The following is a 17,092-nucleotide window of genomic DNA, read 5'->3' on the forward strand; positions in this document are numbered from 1 at the left end:
GAATTTCCATTGCGCGCAGCGACCAGGACCAAGCCATGAGCAGGGCACCATGATTGCCGACACCCGTCGTGCATACCTGGTTCGCCATACGCTCCCAGACCACGCATTTGGCCTGGTGCCGCGGTATGGCTGTCCGCCCCTGACGCGTTGCGCGGGTCGCCACGCGGCTGATTCCCGGGGCGTAGGGCTGCAGGAAAGCATGGAGCCCCACGCGCTTAGGGAATGACGATCAAGAGCGAATTGCTCAGAGCTTCCTTAGGAGTGTGGTGGCGCTCGCGTGTCATTCGGCTCGCCTACTGCGGTGTCGTCTGGCCCACCCGATGCTGGCTCGTCCGGCTCGGCGTCTGGCGGATCGTCCATGAGCGGCAGCGCGCCTGGGCTGTCCAGGTCGTCGAATTGCTGATGGTTCACGGCCCAGAAAAACAGCGCCACGGCAATGCCGATCACCACCAGGGTCACCGGAATCAATACCAGCAGGATGTTCATGTGGGGAGTGCCGGTGCGTCCGCCGTGCCCATGGCAAGCCGGGTTCCAGGGCCCGCTTTTCCCTGCGTCGCATCCACCCGGCCCACGCGCATGGCATTCAGCACCACACCCAACGAGCTCAGCGACATGCCGATGGCAGCCAGCCAAGGCGGTACCAGCCCGAACGCGGCAAACGGTACCGCGCACAGGTTGTAGACCAGGGCCCAGCGACGGCTTTGCCGGCCGATGTGCTCCACCTGCAGGGCCACGGCACGCGCGTACGGCAAGCCGTCCAGGTGGCCATCCACCAGCAGCAGGTCGGCGTGCGCCTGGGCCAGCGCGGTACCGGTACCGAGTGCCGCGGAGACATCCGCGGCCGCAAGCAAGGCTGCGTCGTTGCTGCCGTCGCCGACTGCAAGCGTCATCGCCCCGCGATTGCGCGCAGCCTGCAACAGGGCGAGCTTGCCGGCGGGCGTTTGCCGCGCATGCCAGTCGTCGACGCGCAACTGCGCCGCCAGCGCGGCGACGCGGGGCGCGGCGTCGCCGCTCGCGATGGCGCACGAGATACCCGCAGCGCGCAGTGTATCGAGTGTATCGGCAGCGCCAGTGCGCGGCCGTTCGGCTATCGGGAACACCGCGATGGCGCCGTCCTCATCGGCCAGCACCAGCCCGTCCTCCAGCGTGGGCGGCAGCTGGCCGGCGCTTGCTGGCAAGGCGAATGCCGCCTGGCCCAGCCGCAGCGCACGGCCGTCGACCAGGCCGGCAATGCCGCCACCGGCCGTCACCTGGACCGACTGGGTGGCGACGGAAGGTACCTGGGCGCCGGCACTCGCGGCCAGCGCCTGGGCCAGCGGGTGTGAGCTCGCGCGGGCCAGGGCAGCCGCCCAATGCAGCGCCAGCCGCGGGGCGTCGCCGCGCAGCGGCACGCCGGCGGCGGGCACAAATTGCGGCGTGGTCAGGGTGCCGGTTTTGTCGAACCAGACTTGGTCGACCCGGGCCAGTGCGGCCAATGCCGCGGGGTTGGCCACCAGGACGCCGCGCCGGGCCAGGGCGCCAAGCGCACGGGTGAGCGTCGCCGGCATGGTCAGCGCGAATGCGCAGGGGCAGGCGACCACGAGCACGGCCACGGCGGCGGCAAAAGCGCGTGGCGGATCGACCAGTAGCCAGCCGATGGCGGCGAGCGTAGTCAGCAGCAGGATGCGGCCGACGAAGCGCGAAACCTCCCGCTGGCTGGCATCGCCGACCGGCACGCGGGCGTTGCGGATGCGGGTAGCCATCGCACCCAGGCGCGCGCTGGCCGTGGCGCTGCCGGCATGCTCGACCAGCATCTCGGCCGGGCCCTGCAGCAGCACGCTGCCGGCCAGCAGGGCGGCGCCACGCGCGCGCCATACCGGCCTTGATTCACCGGAAAGCATGGCCTCGTCTACGCGCACCGACTCGCTCTCCAAGATGCCATCGGCCGGGATCGTGGCGCCCTCGGCCACGTGCACGTGATCCCCAGCCAGCAACTCGATCGCCGCCACCGTTTCCAGATTGCCGTCGGCCTGGCGGCGCTGCGCCAGCCACGGCGTGGCGTCCATCACCGCATCGCCACGGGCATCGCTGTGGTGGCGGGCGCGCAGCTCGATGTAGCGTCCGCCAAGGAGCAGGAACACGAACATGCTTACCGAGTCGAAATAAATCTCGCCTGCGCCCACCAACGTAGTCCACGTGCTTGCGCTGAAAACCAGGGCCACGGCCAGCGCGACCGGCAGGTTGATACCGATCTGTCGGCGACGCAGCTCGGCGGCGGCGCCGCGGAAAAACGGCTGGGCAGAGTAAAGGACGACGGGCAGCGTGGTCAGCAGGCTCAGCCAGCGGAAAAGTCCGCGCGTGCTGAAGTCGATGAAATCCACGGCACCGAGGTACATCACCAGCGCGTAGGACATCACCTGCATGGCGCACATGCCGGCGACCAGCAGGCGCTTCAAGGCGACCTGCATCTCACTGCCGCGCGGATCCTCGATGCTGTCGCGGTGCAGCGGTTGGGCCCCGCACCCGCCGGCAGCGAACGCAGCGAGCAACTCCGGCAACGGGGTCCGTCGGGTATCCCACACCACCCGGGCGCGCCGGGCGGTGGCATCGATCGCCAAGCGCTGTACGCCGGGCAGGGCGCGGATACGCTGTTCAAGCTCGAGGACGTGGCGCGCGCTGGTCAGCGGTGCGAGGCGCAGGGCGATTTCACTGCAGCCACCGGCACGCGCGCGCAACACCTGGGTGGTGAGTTGCGGCTGGGCCCAGATCGCATAGGCGTTCATGGCGTGCTGGAGGGAGGTGCCGGCGCCGTCTCGCGCAGCGTGCTCGTGGGTACGCCAAATACCGTGCCGTGCGCGGGCGTTGCCACCGGCACGTCGGCGTGCCGCTGGCCGACCGCGATGATCCAGATGCAACCGGCAATGGAAGCGGCAAAGACGAGCACACCCAGCCAGGCAATCGGTTGCCGGTACCAGGCGCCCTGCAGCGCGGCGCGGTCAGCGGGCGGTTGCATCGCCCTGATGGGAGAGACGATAGACATACGCGGCAAGCACCAAGGTGTCCTCGCTGCTCAGGCGGTGGCTCCAGGCTGGCATATTGCCCTGGCGTCCGCCACCGATGCTGCGCTCGATGTTGGCGACGGTGCCGCCGTGCAGCCAGATCCTGTCGGTGAGGTTGGGCGCGCCCAGCGCGGGATTGCCCTTGCCTTCGGCGCCGTGACACGCGGCGCAGGTCGTGAACAGCGGCTTTCCGGCAGCTGCCCGCGCTGCATCGTGCGGGGAGTCGGAAAGGCTGAGCACGTACTGGGCGAGGTTCTTCACATTGTCCTCGCCAAGGCTGGCCCAAGGCGGCATGACTCCGCTGCGGCCGTCACGGATGCTGGCGAGGATGTCCGCGCCGTTGCCGCCGTAGAGCCAATCGCCGTCGGTCAGGCTGGGCGCCCCCAGCTTGACGTTGCCGTAGCCGCCGCGGCCGTGGCAGGCCGCGCAGTTGTCCACGAACAGGCGGCCGCCCATCTGCAGCGCCGCGGGATCCTGCGCCAGGCGTTCGGGCGTGTAGCGCGTAAGGCGTTGCTGCAGCGCGCCGAGTACACGTTCGTTGCGCGCGACGTCCCGCGCCAGCTCGCCGTGCGATGTCCATTTCAGCAGGCCGGCGTGATGACCATAGCCTGGATACAACATCAGGTAGATCCAGGCGGCCACGAACATGCTGGCCGAAAACCACACCCACCACGTCGGCAGGCGGCGCACGCCTTCGCGAATCGCGCCATGCGCCCAGACATGGCCACTGGTCTGGTCGGGCAACGTCGGGATCCTTGCGCGCGGTGCCCACAGGAACAACAGGAAGGTGATGCCCATGTTGAGCGTCACCAGGCCCATGACCCACAGTGACCAGCCCCAGCTCATGGCTTCCCTCCCTTGCGTGGCTGCGACTGGCGAGGATCGATCGTTTCCGTGGTGGGGACGGAACGGGCCGGCCCTTCCGGGTCATCTTCCATGGGAATTTCCGACAGGCGCTTGAACACCTTGCGATGGCGTTTTTGCCAGGCCCAGATCCAGATGCCGATGAACGTCACCATGCTGAACACAGTGAACACGCCGATGATGTCACCCCACGGCAGCCCGCTCATGGGGTACCGCCATGAGCGACGGGCGCCGGTACCGTGGCGGCCGGTTCGTTGCGGATGCCGAGGCCTTGCAGATACGCCACCAAGGCGTCCAGCTCGGTCTTGCCTGCCAGCGCCTCGGGCGCCGCCGCGATGTCGGCGTCGGTGTAGGGATCACCCAGTCGGCGTAGCGTGCGCATGCGGGCCTGTACGTCGGCAACATCCAGGCTGGCGTGTTCCAGCCACGGATAATTCGGCATGTTCGAATCGGGCACCAGGTCGCGCGGCGCGAGCAGGTGCATGCGCTGCCACTCGTCCGAATACTTGCCGCCGACCCGTGCCAGGTCCGGCCCGGTGCGCTTGGAGCCCCATTGGAACGGCCGGTCGTACACCGATTCCTCGGCGGTCGAGAAGTGGCCGTAGCGCTGGGTCTCGGCGCGCAGGGTGCGGATCATCTGCGAGTGGCACAGGTAGCAGCCTTCACGCACGTAAATGTCCTTGCCGATCAACCGCAATGGATCGTAGGGCTGGACCCCGGGCGGCGCCTTCACCGCATGCGCCTGCATGAACAGCGGCGTGATTTCGGCCAGGCCACCCAGCGAGACCATGATCGCGATCAACACGCCAAGCAGGCCGGCGTTCTTCTCGATGACTTCAAAGTGTCTGTATGCCATGGCCGCGTCCTCAACCCACAGCCGGCAGCGGGGCGGGCACCTGGTGGGCGTCGGGCTGCGGGATTGGCACGGGGATTGGCTTGATCAGGTGCGCGCGGGCGTCCGCCGCCGTGTGCCACAGGTTCCAGGCCATGACCACCATGCCGGTGAAGATGCACACGCCGCCGAACCAGCGGATCCAGTACATAGGCTTGATCGCCAGCAGGCTGTCGATGAACGCGTAGGTGAGCGCGCCGTCGGCTTCCGTCGCCCGCCACATCAGGCCCTCGGTGATGCCGGCCGTCCACATCGAGGCGACGTACAACAAGGTGCCGACCAGGTGCAGCCAGAAATGCAGTTGCATGGCGCGGTGCGAGTGCACGGCGCGGCCAAGCGCGCGCGGCGCCATGGCGTACAGCGAACCGATCGTGATCATTGCCACCCAGCCGAGTGAGCCCGAGTGCACGTGGGCGACCGTCCAATCCGTGTAGTGCGAGAGCGCATTCACGGTCTTGATTGCCATCATCGAGCCCTCGAACGTCGAGGCGGCATAAAAGATGAGGGAGATGACCATGAACTGGGCCGCCGGGTCGGTCTTCAACCGATGCCACGAGCCGTTGAACGTCATGAGCCCGTTCGCGGCCGAGCCCAGGCTCGGCATCAGCAGGACCAGGGAGAACGCCATGCCGACCGACTGCACCCAATCGGGGAGAGCGGTGTACATCAGGTGGTGCGCACCGGCCCACATGTACACCGAGATCAGGGCCCAGAAGTTGACGATGGAGAAGCGGTAGCTCCACAGCGGCTGCTGGGCCTGGCGTGGCACGAAGTAATACATCATGCCGAGGAAGCCGGCGGTGAGGAAAAATGCCACCGCGTTGTGGCCGTACCACCACTGCACCATGGCATCGACCACGCCCGAATAGATCGGGTAGCTCTTGATCCAGGACACCGGCAACGCGAGGTTGTTGACGATGTGCAGCAGGCCGACGGCGATGATGAACGCGCCGTAATACCAGTTCGCCACATAGATGTGCTTGATCCGGCGCCGGGTCAGGCTGCCGAAGAACACCACGCCAAAGCTCACCCAGACCACGGCGATCAGGATGTCGATCGGCCACTCCGGCTCGGCGTATTCCTTGCTCTGGGTGATGCCAAAGGGCATCGACAGCATCGAGAGCACGCACACCAGTTGCCAGCCCCAGAACGTGAACTCCGCCAAGCGGTTGAACGCCAGCCGCGCGTGCCCGGTACGCTGCACCACGTAGTAGCAGGTGCCCATCAGCGCCGAGCCGCCGAACGCGAAGATCACGCCGAACGTGTGGTCGGGACGCAGGCGGCTGAACGTCAGGAACGGCAAGTCCAGGCTCAGTCCAGGCCACGCCAGCAGGGCGGCCGCGTACATGCCGACCCCCATGCCGATCACACCCCAGACAGCGGCCGCCAGCAGGAACAGGCGCACCACCTTGTCGTCGTAATACTCGGTTGTCGGCATGCGGAGTCCGGGTCGTCGCAACGGTTAGCCCGTAAATTGTGAACGAGCCGCCGAGGCCGAGGAAGCCAGGTGCGTCAATCGGCCGCTGCGGCACATGGCGCCGCTGCAGGCCTGCAGCATCTCCAGCCCCGCTTGAGCGCGGGGCCCAGCAGGCGGGAGCCGCGGCGCGTGCGATACCTTTTGCGGCAACTGTCGTGACCCCCGAAAGCGTCGTCCTCCCGCAAGGAACCCCGCCGGTCGCGAGTGGGCGCCGACTACGCGGGGAGACTGCAGGCGTAAGGGGCCGATCGGGTATTCTTGTGGTTACCTGGCGCCATTGCGCCGTAGCGTTCGCTAGCGAACTGCCCAGATGAGTGACGCTGAGACTCCTGTTGCGCCTTGTGTACCGCGTGCGGCCGTCCCTTGTCCGCGGCGCGCCAGCGTGGGCGTACGGATCGGCAAGGTACTGGTGGGCGGCGGGGCGCCGGTGGTGGTGCAGTCGATGACCAACACCGATACGGAGGATGCCGCCGCCACCGCGAAGCAGGTCGCGGAGCTGGCCCGCGCCGGTTCCGAGCTGGTGCGCATCACGGTGAATACGCCGGCCGCGGCTGCGGCCGTGCCGCATATCTTCGAGCGCCTGGACATGATGGGCGTGGCCGTGCCGGTGGTCGGCGACTTCCACTACAACGGCCACCAGTTGCTGGCGCAGGAGCCGGCGTGCGCGCGGCTGCTGGCCAAGTACCGGATCAACCCGGGCAACGTCGGCTTCGGGGCGAAGCATGACAGCCAGTTCGCGCAGATCATCGAGATCGCGCTGCGCGAGGACAAGCCGGTGCGTATCGGAGCCAACTGGGGGTCGCTCGACCAGGCGCTGCTGACCACCCTGATGGACGAGAACGCCAGGCGCGCCGAGCCGTGGGATGCCGGGGCCGTGGCGCGCGAGGCGCTGCTGCGCTCGGCGCTGGATTCGGCGGCCTATGCCGAGGCCCTGGGCATGGCGCGTGACCACATCATCCTGTCGTGCAAGGTCTCCGGGGTGCAGGAGCTGATCGCGGTCTACCGCGACCTCGCCGCGCGCTGCGACTACGCCCTGCACCTGGGCCTGACCGAGGCCGGCATGGGCTCGAAGGGCATCGTCGCCTCCACCGCCGCGCTGGCCGTGCTGCTGCAGGAAGGCATTGGCGACACGATCCGCATCTCGCTCACGCCCGAACCCGGGGCATCGCGCACCGGCGAGGTGGTCGTTGCCCAGGAGCTGCTGCAGACCATGGGCCTGCGCGCGTTCTCGCCGCTGGTCACCGCCTGCCCGGGCTGTGGCCGCACCACCAGCGAATTCTTCCAGGTGCTGGCGAAGACCGTGCAGGAGCACGTGCGCGAGCAGATGCCGCTGTGGCGCGTACAATACGACGGCGTGGAAAACCTCACCCTGGCGGTGATGGGCTGCGTGGTGAACGGCCCGGGTGAATCCAAGCACGCGAACATCGGCATTTCGCTGCCGGGCAACGGCGAGACTCCGGTGGCGCCGGTGTTCATCGACGGCAAGAAGGCCATGACCCTGCGCGGCGAGCACATTGCCGAGGAGTTCGTCGGCATCCTCGACGACTATGTGGCCCGCAAGTACGCCGCGCGGGCCGGCTGAGTGCCCCCGACGACTGCAACCCGGCAGCAGAGGGCTTGCAGTCCCGCATCGACAGGCGGAGCCACTCGTGGCACGGATGGCGGATACGAGGGTTTCCGCGGGAGTCTGCCATGACGATAAGCCCGCAATTCCGCACCGCGTCCGTCTACGTTCTGGTGTCCGCGCTGTGGATATGGCTTTCCGATCGCGTCGTGGAAACCCTGGTCGTGGGCCGGACCGAACTCACGACGCTGCAGAATGTCAAGGGCTGGCTGTTCGTACTGGTCACTGGCGCGGCGCTGTACTGGATGATTGGCCGCGACTTGCGGCGACTGCGGGCGATCAACCGGACTCTTGTCGAAGGCCACCAGCAGGCGCTGCAGGTGCTGGTGTCGGCGATGGATATACGCCACCGGGAAACCGGTGACCATTCCGATCGGGTACGGCGCGTGGCGGTTGGGCTGGCCAAACTGGCTGGCTTGCGCGGTGTCGCGCTGCGCAACCTGAGCTTTGGCGCGTTGCTGCACGACATCGGCAAACTGGCGCTGCCGGATGCCATCCTGATCAAGCCAGGCAAACTCGACGACGCCGAGATGACGGTGATGCGTACGCATCCGCAGATTGGCTATGACCTGCTGCAGCGCGTGGACTTCCTGCGTGATGCCGGCGACATCCCGCATGGCCACCATGAACGTTGGGACGGCAGCGGCTATCCCCAGGGGCTGCGCGGAGAAGCCATCCCGCTGGCGGCGCGGATTTTCAGCGTGGTTGACGTGTGGGATGCGTTGATTTCGCCACGCGTATACAAGCGCGCGTGGCCGGAAGTGGAGGTGCTGGAGTATCTGCGCAGGGAGGCCGGCGGCCAGTTCGATCCGGCGCTGGTGGCGTTGTTCCTGGCCAACTATGGCGAGTTGAAGGCCTTGGGGCAGACTCCGGCAGCCTGAAACGCCGCGTCAGCGCAGCATGCCGGGGTCGCGCTGGATACACGGCTGCAGCAACCGTGGCGTAAGGTCGGCCCAGCTGCCTACGCGCCCCGGCAACTGGCCCAGGCGGGCCACCTCGCGCAGGAACTCGGCGCGTGGTATCTCGGTGGCGCCGAGGCTCAAGGTGTGCGGGTTGGCGACCTGGGTGTCGATCAGGGGGAAGCCCATGTCGCGCAGCAACTGCGCCAAGGCCACCAGTGCCAGTTTCGATCCGCCGCTTTGTGCGCTGAACATGGATTCGCCGCAGAACAGGCGGCCGATGGCCAGCCCGTAGACACCGCCGGCCAGTTCCTCGCCATCCCAGACTTCCACGCTGTGCGCGTGGCCCAGGGTGTGCAGGCGCACGTAGGCGTCGCGCATGTCCGCGGTGATCCAGGTATCGCTGTCGTCGTTGCGCGGCGCGGCGCAGGCGCGGATCACGCGCGCAAACGCGTGGTCGACGGTGAGCCGCCAGTGCTTGCCGCGCAATTGCCGGCGCAGGCTGCGATTGATACGCGGCCGCTCCGTGCGCAGGATGCAGCGCGGATCCGGCGACCACCAGAGGATGGGCTCGCCGGCGCCGAACCACGGGAAGATGCCCTGGCGGTACGCGGCCAACAGGCGTGCCGGCGACAGGTCGCCGCCAAAGGCCAGCAGCCCGTTGGGATCGGCAAGCGCGAGCGCCGGCGGCGGGAACGCCTCAGGCGTGTCGGCATCCAGCAGCGGCAGGCGGATCATGGTCGGCTTGGTTCGCGTTCGGCGTAGGGGCTGTGTAGGCGCAGCTCGGCAGAGTAATGGTCCAGCATGACGCGCTCGCGGTCGAGCGCCTGGGCCACGGCCGTATGGAAGTCTGGATTCAACAGGTAATGGCGTGACGCGGTGCGCGCCGGCAGGAAGCCGCGCGCCAGCTTGTGTTCGCCTTGGGCCCCAGGCTCGAAGCGGTCGAGCTGCTCGGCAATGGCGTACTCGATGCCACGGTAATAGCACAACTCGAAGTGCAGCCCCGGCTGCATGACCAGGCTGCCCCAATAGCGGCCATACAAGATGTGCCTGCTGCGCAGGAAGAGGGCCATGGCGACGATGTCGCCATCGAGCCTCGCCAGCGACAGCTGGACGCCGAGGCCGAGCGCGCCCAGCTCACGGAAGAACGCCTCGCTCAGGGTGGCGCGGTTGCCCTTGGTGGCGAAGGTGTGCAGATACAAACCGTGCACCTGGCGCCAGTCGCGCTCGCCGAGGTCGCTGCCGTCGCGCCACTCGATGTCCAGGCCGCTGGCGGCAACCTGCTCCCGCTCGCGCAGGATGTTCTTGCGCTTCTTGTGCGCCAGCGTGGCCAGGAAGGCCGGGAAGTGGGGATAGCCATGGTTGTGCCAATGGAACTGCACGTCGCTGCGTGCCAGCCAGGGATGCGGTGCCGGGTCGACCGCAAACGCCTCGAGTTCGGCATCTGGCAGGAAGTCGGCGTGCAGCGAGGACAGGCCCAGGCGTTCGGCTTCAAGGCGCATCGCAGTCACCAGTTGCCGTTGCAGACCTGGCCCGGATGCCGCACATCCGGCCAGCAGGCGCGGACCGGTCACGGGCGAGTAGGGGACGGCGTTCAGCAGCTTGGGGTAGTAGCTGCCGCCGGCGCGCTCCCAGGCGTCGGCCCAGCTGAAGTCGAACACGTACTCGCCATGCGAGTTCGTCTTCAGGTACAGGGGTGCCGCGGCCACCAACCGCTGGCCCTGGTACAGGCCGAGATGGTGCGCCTGCCACCCCCATTGCGGGCGGATGCAACCGTCGCGCTCCAGAGCCAGCAGGAACGCATGCGCGATGAAGGGATTGTCGTCGGGGCGCAGCCGGTCCCAGGCCACGGCATCGATCTCGTCGATGCCGGCATGGAAACAGGCCACGAGACCCCCGTCGGCACCACTCACCGCCGTCGGCCGCCGTGCGTAAATCCGCCAGCAGGCTGGCTGCTTGCCGCTACGTACCGGGTTTGAGGCGCGCGGCGAAGGTTGGCGGTCAGGCGTTCATGCTGCATGCGCCCATTGTGCCTTCCCCCGTCATCGCCGCGAAAGCGCACTGCTGTCCGGAACGTTTTGGGAGCCGCCTTGGGCTCATCCGCAGCATCGCGCCAGCACGCGAAAAGCCGCCTCGTCGTCATTCCCGCGCAAGCGGGAGGCGCTTTTCAACAGACGAATGTCTGGTCATCCAGTTCTTTGGCCTTCACGAGCCGCCGGGAAGCACTGGATCCCCGCTTGAGCGGGAATGACGGGCGAGGACATGACGCCGCTGACAGGGCAGCATCGCCCGGCGCCGCTGACTTGGCTCGGAGGCTCAGCGATAGTAATCACTGATCCGCGTGGCGAATTCCCTGTCGGCAAAGTTCGGCCAGTTGTCCTTGTCGAAACCCGGCGCGTCCTCGAAACGCTCCTTGGGCACATTCAGGATCAGGTAGTGGTTTGCGGTATCCACGGTGAACGCGCTCCAAGGGACCGCGAACAACTTGTCGCCCATTCCCAGCCAGCCACCGAAAGACAGGACTGCGTAGGCCACGTTGCCGGTGTCGATGTCGATCATCAAGTCCTTGATGTCACCCAGGTCCTCGTCCGCGGCATTGCGCACGCTGTCGCCGCTGATGGTGCTGGCCGAGAGCACCAGGCTGCCGGTGCGCTGGTTGGCATGGCGCGGCACCGAGCGGGTTGCGGGATTGACGTTGGTCATGCGGAATTCTCCTGGCGAGCTTGCGCCTGCCGGTAATCGATGGATTGCTGAAGGCCTGCACGGCTGCGCAGCAGAGGCCATGTTTCCACGACGGACGTGATGGCCGAGGGGGCTTATGGTCAAGACGCCGCTCATCTGGGTGAAGGCCACGTCGGGACGGAGCGGCGTCGTGAAGATGCTCCGGCCGCACACGGGATTCGCGCCGCGGCCCGGCTGGTGTCAAAATGCTGGACTTTGCCGGCCGCAAGCGTCAGGTTCCCATGTTCCGACCGCTCGAACTCTTCATCGGCCTGCGCTACGCGCGCGCAAAGCGGCGCAACCAGTTCATTTCGTTCATTTCCACGGTTTCCATCGTGTGCATTTCCATCAGCGTGATCGCGCTGATCACGGTGATGTCGGTGATGAACGGTTTCGACTACCAGATGCGCACGCGCATCCTGGGCGCCGTTTCCCATGCCACGGTCTCCGGGCTGGGCGATGGCCTGCACGACTGGCGGCGTGCGCTGAAGGTGGCCGAGGCCAACCCGCACGTGCTCGGCGCGGCGCCGTACGTGGAAAGCGAGGCCATGCTGCTGGCGCAGCGCTCCGGCGCGGCCATGCTGCGCGGCATCGAGCCGGCGCTGGAGCCCAAGGTGGTGGACATTGCCCAGCACATGGTGGCTGGCAAGCTCGACGAGCTGACACCGGGCAGCTGGAACATCGTGCTCGGCCGCGACCTGGCCCTGAGCCTGGGCGTGAACGTCGGCGACCGGGTGACCGTGGCGGTGCAGGACATCCGCAGTTCGCCGTTCGGCAGTATCCCGCGCATGCGCGCGTTCCATGTCGTGGGCCTGTTCGTGCTGGGCATGGAGCAGTTCGATTCGGGCCTCGCCCTGGTCAACATGAGCGATGCGGAAAAACTCAACAGCCTCACCGGCCCGACCGGCATCCGCCTGCGCCTGGACGACCTGTTCAACGCGCGACCGGTGGCCGTGGAACTGGAGCACCAACTCGGGCAGGTCTACCAGGTCCAGACCTGGATGGACACCAACGCCAACCTGTTTGCCGCGTTGTCGATGGAGAAGATGGTGATGTTCATCATCCTGTCGCTGATCATCCTGGTGGCGGTGATCAACCTGATCTCCATGCTGATGATGCTGGTCACCGACAAGCAGTCCGACATTGCCATCCTGCGCACACTGGGGGCGACGCCGCGCAGCATCATGGGCACGTTCATGGTGCAGGGCCTGCTCGTGGGCTTCGTCGGCATCGGCTTTGGTGTCGGCCTGGGCTCGCTGCTGTCGTGGCGCCTGCCGGGCATCATCAAGTGGATCGAGCGCGTGTTCCACGTGACCTTCCTGTCCCCGGACGTCTACTACATCAGCGAGGTGCCAAGCCGGCTGGAGTGGCACGACGTCGGCTGGGTGGCCTTGTTGACGTTCGTGTTCTCGCTGCTGGCGACGCTGTATCCCGCATGGCGCGCTTCGCGCACGCAACCGGCACAGGCGCTGCGCTATGAATGAGCGGCGGATCGACGACACGGCCGGTGCGGTGGTGCTGCGCGCCACCCAGGTGGCCAAGACCTATGCCGAGGGGGGCTTGCGCACCGAGGTGCTGACCGATGCCACGTTCAGCCTGCAGCGCCGGCAGTCGCTGGCCATCGTCGGCGCCTCGGGCTCGGGCAAGAGCACATTGCTGCACATCCTCGGCGGACTCGATACGTTGAGTGCGGGCAAGGTCGAGGTCGACGGGCGCGAGCTGTCCAGCCTGTCCGATGCCGAGCGCGGCCGCGTGCGCAACCGCTCGCTGGGGTTCATCTACCAGTTCCATCACCTGTTGCCCGAATTCACTGCACTGGAGAACGTGTGTATGCCGCTTTTGATCCGCGGCACGCGCATTGGCGCCGCGCGCGAGCAGGCGACGGCGCTGCTCGAGCGCGTGGGCCTGGGTGCGCGCCTGGGCCACAAACCCTCGGAGCTGTCCGGCGGCGAGCGGCAGCGCTGCGCCGTCGCCCGCGCCCTGGTGACGCGGCCGGCCTGCGTCCTCGGCGACGAGCCGACCGGCAACCTCGACGAGGCGAATTCCGCCCAGGTCTATGCGCTGATGCTGGAACTGCAGCAGGAAATCGGCACGAGCTTCGTCATCGTCACCCATGACAAGCATCTGGCCTCACGCATGGACCGCACCCTGGTCCTCCACAACGGCGTGCTCCGCGAAGCCCCCGCTCCCTAGCCGCTCGGGCCGCTTGGCCAGTTCGCCAGTTGACGGCTCACTGACTGGCGAGGATGTGTGGGAGCCCACTCGTGGACGATGCTCTCTTTCCTGCTTGCGCCGGTCTTCTCTTGATCTACCGGCGTGGCAACCCACGGACGGCAAGAGCGACGCACAAGGAACTCTCCGGCCTCAAGTGAGCGCCCACAAAGGGTGGGGTCCGGTGGCGGGCGGGCTGAGTGCCTACGCATCATTCATCCGCGGACGCGCACCGCGCAGGCTAGGCTCGGTGGAGTCCCTCATTGATGAGCCGCCATGCGACCTGGCGCGCCCCCGGTCACGGCAAGCACAGCGGCGCTGGCGTTGCTCGCTGGCATCCTGGTGGTGCAATGGTTGCCCCGCTTGCCGGCGACAACCGGGACTTTGGCGTGCCTGGCTGTGCTCGCGGCCGGTATCGTCGCGTTGCGGCGCTGGCACTGGTTGTTGTTTGTCTTGCTGGGCTTTGGGTGGGCCGTGTACCAGGGCACCTCGGCGATGGAAGCGCGCTTGCCGCGGGCGCTCGAAGGCGGCGATTTCCAGGCCATCGGCAGCGTGGTGGATTTGCCGGACTTGCGTCCGGACGCAGCGCATTTTTCCTTTGACGTGGAGCAGGCCAGCCAGGCTGGCCGGGCGCTGGCCTTGCACGGTAAGGTCACGCTTGCCTGGTACGACGCACGAACGGCGCCCGCGCCATGCAGTCGCTGGCGGTTGCTGCTGCGGCTGCGGCGCCCGCGCGGCCTGCTCGATCCCGGCACCGCCGATGGCGAACGATCGGCACTGGAGCGCGGAGTCCACGCCGTCGGCTATGTGCGGGTAGCCTCGGGCAACCGGCAGCTTGGGCAGTCCTGGTGTGTCGACCGGGTACGCGATGCCATTGCCCGGCGCATCGCCGCACAGGTGCGCGATGCGCGCGATGCGGCCCTGCTGCGCGCGCTCGCGGTAGGCGACACGCGCGGTCTGCAACCGGCCGACTGGGCGGTGGCCCGCGGCAATGGTGTGTCGCACCTGATTGCCATCTCCGGTTTCCATGTCGGCATGGCCGCGGTATTCGGCGTGGGCGTGGTCTGGGCGCTCTACCAGCTGTGGCCGCGCTTGGCGCTAAGCCTGCCCAGGCCACAGGCGCAGGCGGCTGCGGCCCTGGTCGTGGCGACGGCGTACAGCGCGCTTGCCGGCTTCGGCCTGCCCACCGTGCGCACCTTGCTCATGATCGCGGTGGTGGCGCTGGCTCGCGGCAGCCGCCGCGGTCACCGTGGCCCGCATGCACTGGCCCTGGCCTTGCTGCTGATCCTCGTGGTGGATCCGTTGGCGGTGCTTTCGGCCGGGTTCTGGCTGTCGTTTGTCGGCGTGGCGTTGCTCATGCTGTGCCTGCAGGCGCGCGGCCGCGGTTGGCGTGGCTTCGTGCACGAGTTGTCGGCCGGCCAGTTGCTGATGACGGTGTCGCTGTTGCCCCTGACCTTGTGGTTTTTTGGCCAGGCCTCATTGGTGGGCGCGCTGTCCAACCTGATTGCAGTGCCGCTGGTGAGCTTCGTGATCGTGCCGTGTGCCTTGCTTGGCACCTTGCTGCTGGGCGCGTGCCCGCCGCTGGCCGGACCGGTGTGGTGGTTGGCCGCGCAACTGATCCATGGGCAATGGTGGCTGCTTGAGGTGCTGGCCGGCTGGCCGGGGGCGCATTGGTACCTGCCCAGCGTGCAAGCAGGCGCGCTGGGCCTGGCCATGCTGGGTGCGCTCTGGTTGTTCCTGCCGCGCGGTGTCCCGCAGCGCTGGCTTGGCGCGCTGCTGTTCCTGCCGCTGTTGCTGCCACGCCTGCCGTCGCCGGCAGCTGGCGGCTTCCAGGCCTGGGTGTTGGACGTCGGGCAGGGCCTGTCGGTCGTGGTGCGCACGCGGGAGCATGTCCTGGTCTACGACGCCGGCGCGCGTTACCGCTCCGGCTTCGACCTCGGCGATGCGGTGGTGGTGCCCAGCCTGCATGCGCTGGGCCTGGGCCGCGTCGACTTGCTGATGGTGAGCCACGCCGATAATGATCATGCCGGTGGAGCGCACGCGCTGGCGGCGGCATTTCCCCGTGCGCGGCGCTATTCCGGCGAACCCGCGCGCATGTCGGTGCCGATGCGGGCATGCGTGGCCGGGCAGCGGTGGCGCTGGGATGGGGTTGATTTTCACGTGCTCAGCCCGGCGCCCGCTTTCTCCCCGGTCAACGGCAATGACCGCTCCTGCGTGCTGCTGGTCGAGGGGCGTGCCGGACGCCTGCTGCTCACCGGCGACATCAGCCGCAAGCTCGAGCCACAGCTCGACGTTCCGTCCGCGCGCGGCAAGCCACTGGTGCTGCTGGTCCCGCACCATGGCAGCAATGGCGCCTCCAGCGACGGCTTCATCACCGCCTGGCAGCCCGCGCTGGCCGTGGTCTCGGCCGGCTGGCGCAACCGCTTCGGGCATCCGCGTCCCGAGGTCGTGGCCCGCTATGCGCACGCCGGCGCGCCAATGTTGAATACGGCCGAACTCGGTGCCGTCCCGCTGGAGTTTCCCTCGGACGCCGCGCCCAGGGCGGGACTCGGATGGCGCCTGCGACAAGCCCGCTACTGGCGCGAATAGGCCGCCCAAAGTGCGACCGCGCGCATGCTTGCGGGGCTCCCGGCTGCGCGAACGCTCGCAGGGGACTGCTATCATGCGGGCTTACCAAGTGCGCAACGCGCGGGGTCGCACGTGCTGGAACTCGTTATTGCTGGCGGCTGGGCCATGCTGCCGATCCTGCTTTGTTCGGCGGCAGCGCTGGCCATCGTGCTGGAACGCTTCTGGACCTTGCGCCGGCGAGCGGTCATGCCACCGGGCCTGGGCGAGGATGTGCGCCGCTGGGCGAGACAGGAGCAACCCGACCAACAGCAACTGCAGGAGCTGGCCGGCGGTTCGCCGCTGGGCGAATTGCTGGCGGCGGCACTGGCCGTGCGTGATCGTCCCCGCGAACTGATCAAGGAGCGCATCGAGGACACCGGCCGGCACGTCGTGCACCGCATGGAGCGCTACCTGAATTCGCTGGGCACAATTGCGCTGATTGGCCCACTTCTCGGCCTGTTCGGCACCGTGATCGGCTTGATCCGCATGTTCATGGCGGTGATGGCCGGCGGCCTGGGCGACCCGGCGAAGATGGCCGGCGGCATTGGCGACGCGCTCATCTGCACGGCGTCGGGCTTGATCGTCGCTATTCCGGCCTACGTGCTGCATCGCTATTTCCGCTCGCGCGTGGCGGGCTATTGCGTCGACATGGAAAAGCAGGCGACGGCCCTGCTGGATGACCTGACCTTCCCACCTCCAGCAGGCGCGGGCGCGCCGGTCCGGCGCAGCCAGACTGCGAGTCGGGCGAGGGTCGTCTAA

Annotated in this window: 16 protein-coding genes; 6 read left to right on the forward strand and 10 right to left on the reverse strand. The window is 67.6% G+C overall.

Features of this window, described 5'->3' with window-relative positions:
- Positions 1–255 precede the first annotated feature (255 nt).
- Genes ccoS through ccoN form a run of 7 tightly spaced genes read right to left on the reverse strand, consistent with a single transcriptional unit; the run spans position 256 to position 6,232 of the window.
- Positions 256–486 carry a cbb3-type cytochrome oxidase assembly protein CcoS gene (ccoS, locus tag AC3WJB_RS10170; RefSeq protein WP_492681187.1) on the reverse strand — a complete coding sequence of 77 codons (231 nt, stop codon included), beginning with the start codon at positions 484–486 and terminating at the stop codon, positions 256–258.
- On the reverse strand, positions 483–2,762 hold the full coding sequence (locus AC3WJB_RS10175) for a heavy metal translocating P-type ATPase (RefSeq protein ID WP_492681189.1): 2,280 nt from the start codon (positions 2,760–2,762) through the stop codon (positions 483–485). Before AC3WJB_RS10175 ends, ccoS begins: the two co-directional genes overlap by 4 nt.
- Positions 2,759–2,992 carry a hypothetical protein gene (locus AC3WJB_RS10180; RefSeq protein WP_492681191.1) on the reverse strand — a complete coding sequence of 78 codons (234 nt, stop codon included), beginning with the start codon at positions 2,990–2,992 and terminating at the stop codon, positions 2,759–2,761. The genes AC3WJB_RS10175 and AC3WJB_RS10180 overlap by 4 nt, the downstream gene beginning before the upstream one ends.
- Entirely contained in the window at positions 2,976–3,884 is a 909-nt protein-coding gene (gene ccoP / locus AC3WJB_RS10185) for a cytochrome-c oxidase, cbb3-type subunit III (protein ID WP_492681193.1), read from the reverse strand. The genes AC3WJB_RS10180 and ccoP overlap by 17 nt, the downstream gene beginning before the upstream one ends.
- The gene (locus AC3WJB_RS10190) at positions 3,881–4,108 is read right to left on the reverse strand and encodes a cbb3-type cytochrome oxidase subunit 3 (protein WP_492681195.1); all 228 of its coding nucleotides are present in this window, start codon (positions 4,106–4,108) and stop codon (positions 3,881–3,883) included. Before AC3WJB_RS10190 ends, ccoP begins: the two co-directional genes overlap by 4 nt.
- The gene (gene ccoO / locus AC3WJB_RS10195; protein ID WP_492681197.1) at positions 4,105–4,758 is read right to left on the reverse strand and encodes a cytochrome-c oxidase, cbb3-type subunit II; all 654 of its coding nucleotides are present in this window, start codon (positions 4,756–4,758) and stop codon (positions 4,105–4,107) included. Before ccoO ends, AC3WJB_RS10190 begins: the two co-directional genes overlap by 4 nt.
- A gap of 10 nt (positions 4,759–4,768) precedes the next feature.
- On the reverse strand, positions 4,769–6,232 hold the full coding sequence (gene ccoN, locus AC3WJB_RS10200; protein WP_492681199.1) for a cytochrome-c oxidase, cbb3-type subunit I: 1,464 nt from the start codon (positions 6,230–6,232) through the stop codon (positions 4,769–4,771).
- Positions 6,233–6,581: 349 nt separating this feature from the next.
- Here ccoN and ispG point away from each other — a divergent pair, with 349 nt between their 5' ends.
- Positions 6,582–7,853, forward strand: coding sequence for a flavodoxin-dependent (E)-4-hydroxy-3-methylbut-2-enyl-diphosphate synthase (ispG, locus tag AC3WJB_RS10205; RefSeq protein ID WP_492681201.1), 1,272 nt, complete (start codon positions 6,582–6,584; stop codon positions 7,851–7,853).
- 110 nt (positions 7,854–7,963) lie between these two features.
- On the forward strand, positions 7,964–8,776 hold the full coding sequence (locus tag AC3WJB_RS10210; RefSeq protein WP_492681203.1) for an HD-GYP domain-containing protein: 813 nt from the start codon (positions 7,964–7,966) through the stop codon (positions 8,774–8,776).
- Positions 8,777–8,785: 9 nt separating this feature from the next.
- On the opposite strand, the gene aat is transcribed toward AC3WJB_RS10210, so the two are convergent.
- From aat to AC3WJB_RS10225, 3 genes are all read right to left on the reverse strand, one after another.
- Positions 8,786–9,532 (reverse strand): leucyl/phenylalanyl-tRNA--protein transferase, encoded by a 747-nt coding sequence (gene aat, locus AC3WJB_RS10215; protein WP_492681205.1) that lies wholly within the window; start codon positions 9,530–9,532, stop codon positions 8,786–8,788.
- Positions 9,529–10,707: a GNAT family N-acetyltransferase gene (locus tag AC3WJB_RS10220; RefSeq protein WP_492681207.1), complete on the reverse strand. Its 1,179-nt coding sequence runs from the start codon at positions 10,705–10,707 to the stop codon at positions 9,529–9,531. The genes aat and AC3WJB_RS10220 overlap by 4 nt, the downstream gene beginning before the upstream one ends.
- Before the next feature lie 403 nt (positions 10,708–11,110).
- On the reverse strand, positions 11,111–11,497 hold the full coding sequence (locus tag AC3WJB_RS10225; protein ID WP_492681209.1) for a PRC-barrel domain-containing protein: 387 nt from the start codon (positions 11,495–11,497) through the stop codon (positions 11,111–11,113).
- A 260-nt stretch (positions 11,498–11,757) separates the two neighbouring features.
- On the opposite strand from AC3WJB_RS10225, the gene AC3WJB_RS10230 reads away from it, so the two are divergent.
- The 4 genes from AC3WJB_RS10230 to AC3WJB_RS10245 all read left to right on the forward strand — a co-directional run bounded on the left by AC3WJB_RS10230 (position 11,758) and on the right by AC3WJB_RS10245 (position 17,092).
- Positions 11,758–12,999, forward strand: a complete 1,242-nt coding sequence (locus AC3WJB_RS10230) for a lipoprotein-releasing ABC transporter permease subunit (RefSeq protein ID WP_492681211.1) — start codon at positions 11,758–11,760, stop codon at positions 12,997–12,999.
- Positions 12,992–13,708, forward strand: a complete 717-nt coding sequence (lolD, locus tag AC3WJB_RS10235) for a lipoprotein-releasing ABC transporter ATP-binding protein LolD (protein ID WP_492681213.1) — start codon at positions 12,992–12,994, stop codon at positions 13,706–13,708. Before AC3WJB_RS10230 ends, lolD begins: the two co-directional genes overlap by 8 nt.
- A gap of 294 nt (positions 13,709–14,002) precedes the next feature.
- The gene (locus tag AC3WJB_RS10240) at positions 14,003–16,315 is read left to right on the forward strand and encodes a DNA internalization-related competence protein ComEC/Rec2 (protein ID WP_492681215.1); all 2,313 of its coding nucleotides are present in this window, start codon (positions 14,003–14,005) and stop codon (positions 16,313–16,315) included.
- Between the two features lie 126 nt (positions 16,316–16,441).
- Positions 16,442–17,092 carry a MotA/TolQ/ExbB proton channel family protein gene (locus AC3WJB_RS10245; protein ID WP_492683166.1) on the forward strand — a complete coding sequence of 217 codons (651 nt, stop codon included), beginning with the start codon at positions 16,442–16,444 and terminating at the stop codon, positions 17,090–17,092.

Source organism: Rhodanobacter sp. FW510-R10, from assembly GCF_058781105.1.

Bases quoted from the DNA above. Each gene is read 5' to 3' on its own strand.
- ccoS (WP_492681187.1), bottom strand. From the start codon at position 486: ATGAACATCCTGCTGGTATTGATTCCGGTGACCCTGGTGGTGATCGGC.
- AC3WJB_RS10175 (WP_492681189.1), bottom strand. From the start codon at position 2,762: ATGAACGCCTATGCGATCTGGGCCCAGCCGCAACTCACCACCCAGGTG.
- AC3WJB_RS10180 (WP_492681191.1), bottom strand. From the start codon at position 2,992: ATGCAACCGCCCGCTGACCGCGCCGCGCTGCAGGGCGCCTGGTACCGG.
- ccoP (WP_492681193.1), bottom strand. From the start codon at position 3,884: ATGAGCTGGGGCTGGTCACTGTGGGTCATGGGCCTGGTGACGCTCAAC.
- AC3WJB_RS10190 (WP_492681195.1), bottom strand. From the start codon at position 4,108: ATGAGCGGGCTGCCGTGGGGTGACATCATCGGCGTGTTCACTGTGTTC.
- ccoO (WP_492681197.1), bottom strand. From the start codon at position 4,758: ATGGCATACAGACACTTTGAAGTCATCGAGAAGAACGCCGGCCTGCTT.
- ccoN (WP_492681199.1), bottom strand. From the start codon at position 6,232: ATGCCGACAACCGAGTATTACGACGACAAGGTGGTGCGCCTGTTCCTG.
- ispG (WP_492681201.1), top strand. From the start codon at position 6,582: ATGAGTGACGCTGAGACTCCTGTTGCGCCTTGTGTACCGCGTGCGGCC.
- AC3WJB_RS10210 (WP_492681203.1), top strand. From the start codon at position 7,964: ATGACGATAAGCCCGCAATTCCGCACCGCGTCCGTCTACGTTCTGGTG.
- aat (WP_492681205.1), bottom strand. From the start codon at position 9,532: ATGATCCGCCTGCCGCTGCTGGATGCCGACACGCCTGAGGCGTTCCCG.
- AC3WJB_RS10225 (WP_492681209.1), bottom strand. From the start codon at position 11,497: ATGACCAACGTCAATCCCGCAACCCGCTCGGTGCCGCGCCATGCCAAC.
- AC3WJB_RS10230 (WP_492681211.1), top strand. From the start codon at position 11,758: ATGTTCCGACCGCTCGAACTCTTCATCGGCCTGCGCTACGCGCGCGCA.
- lolD (WP_492681213.1), top strand. From the start codon at position 12,992: ATGAATGAGCGGCGGATCGACGACACGGCCGGTGCGGTGGTGCTGCGC.
- AC3WJB_RS10240 (WP_492681215.1), top strand. From the start codon at position 14,003: ATGCGACCTGGCGCGCCCCCGGTCACGGCAAGCACAGCGGCGCTGGCG.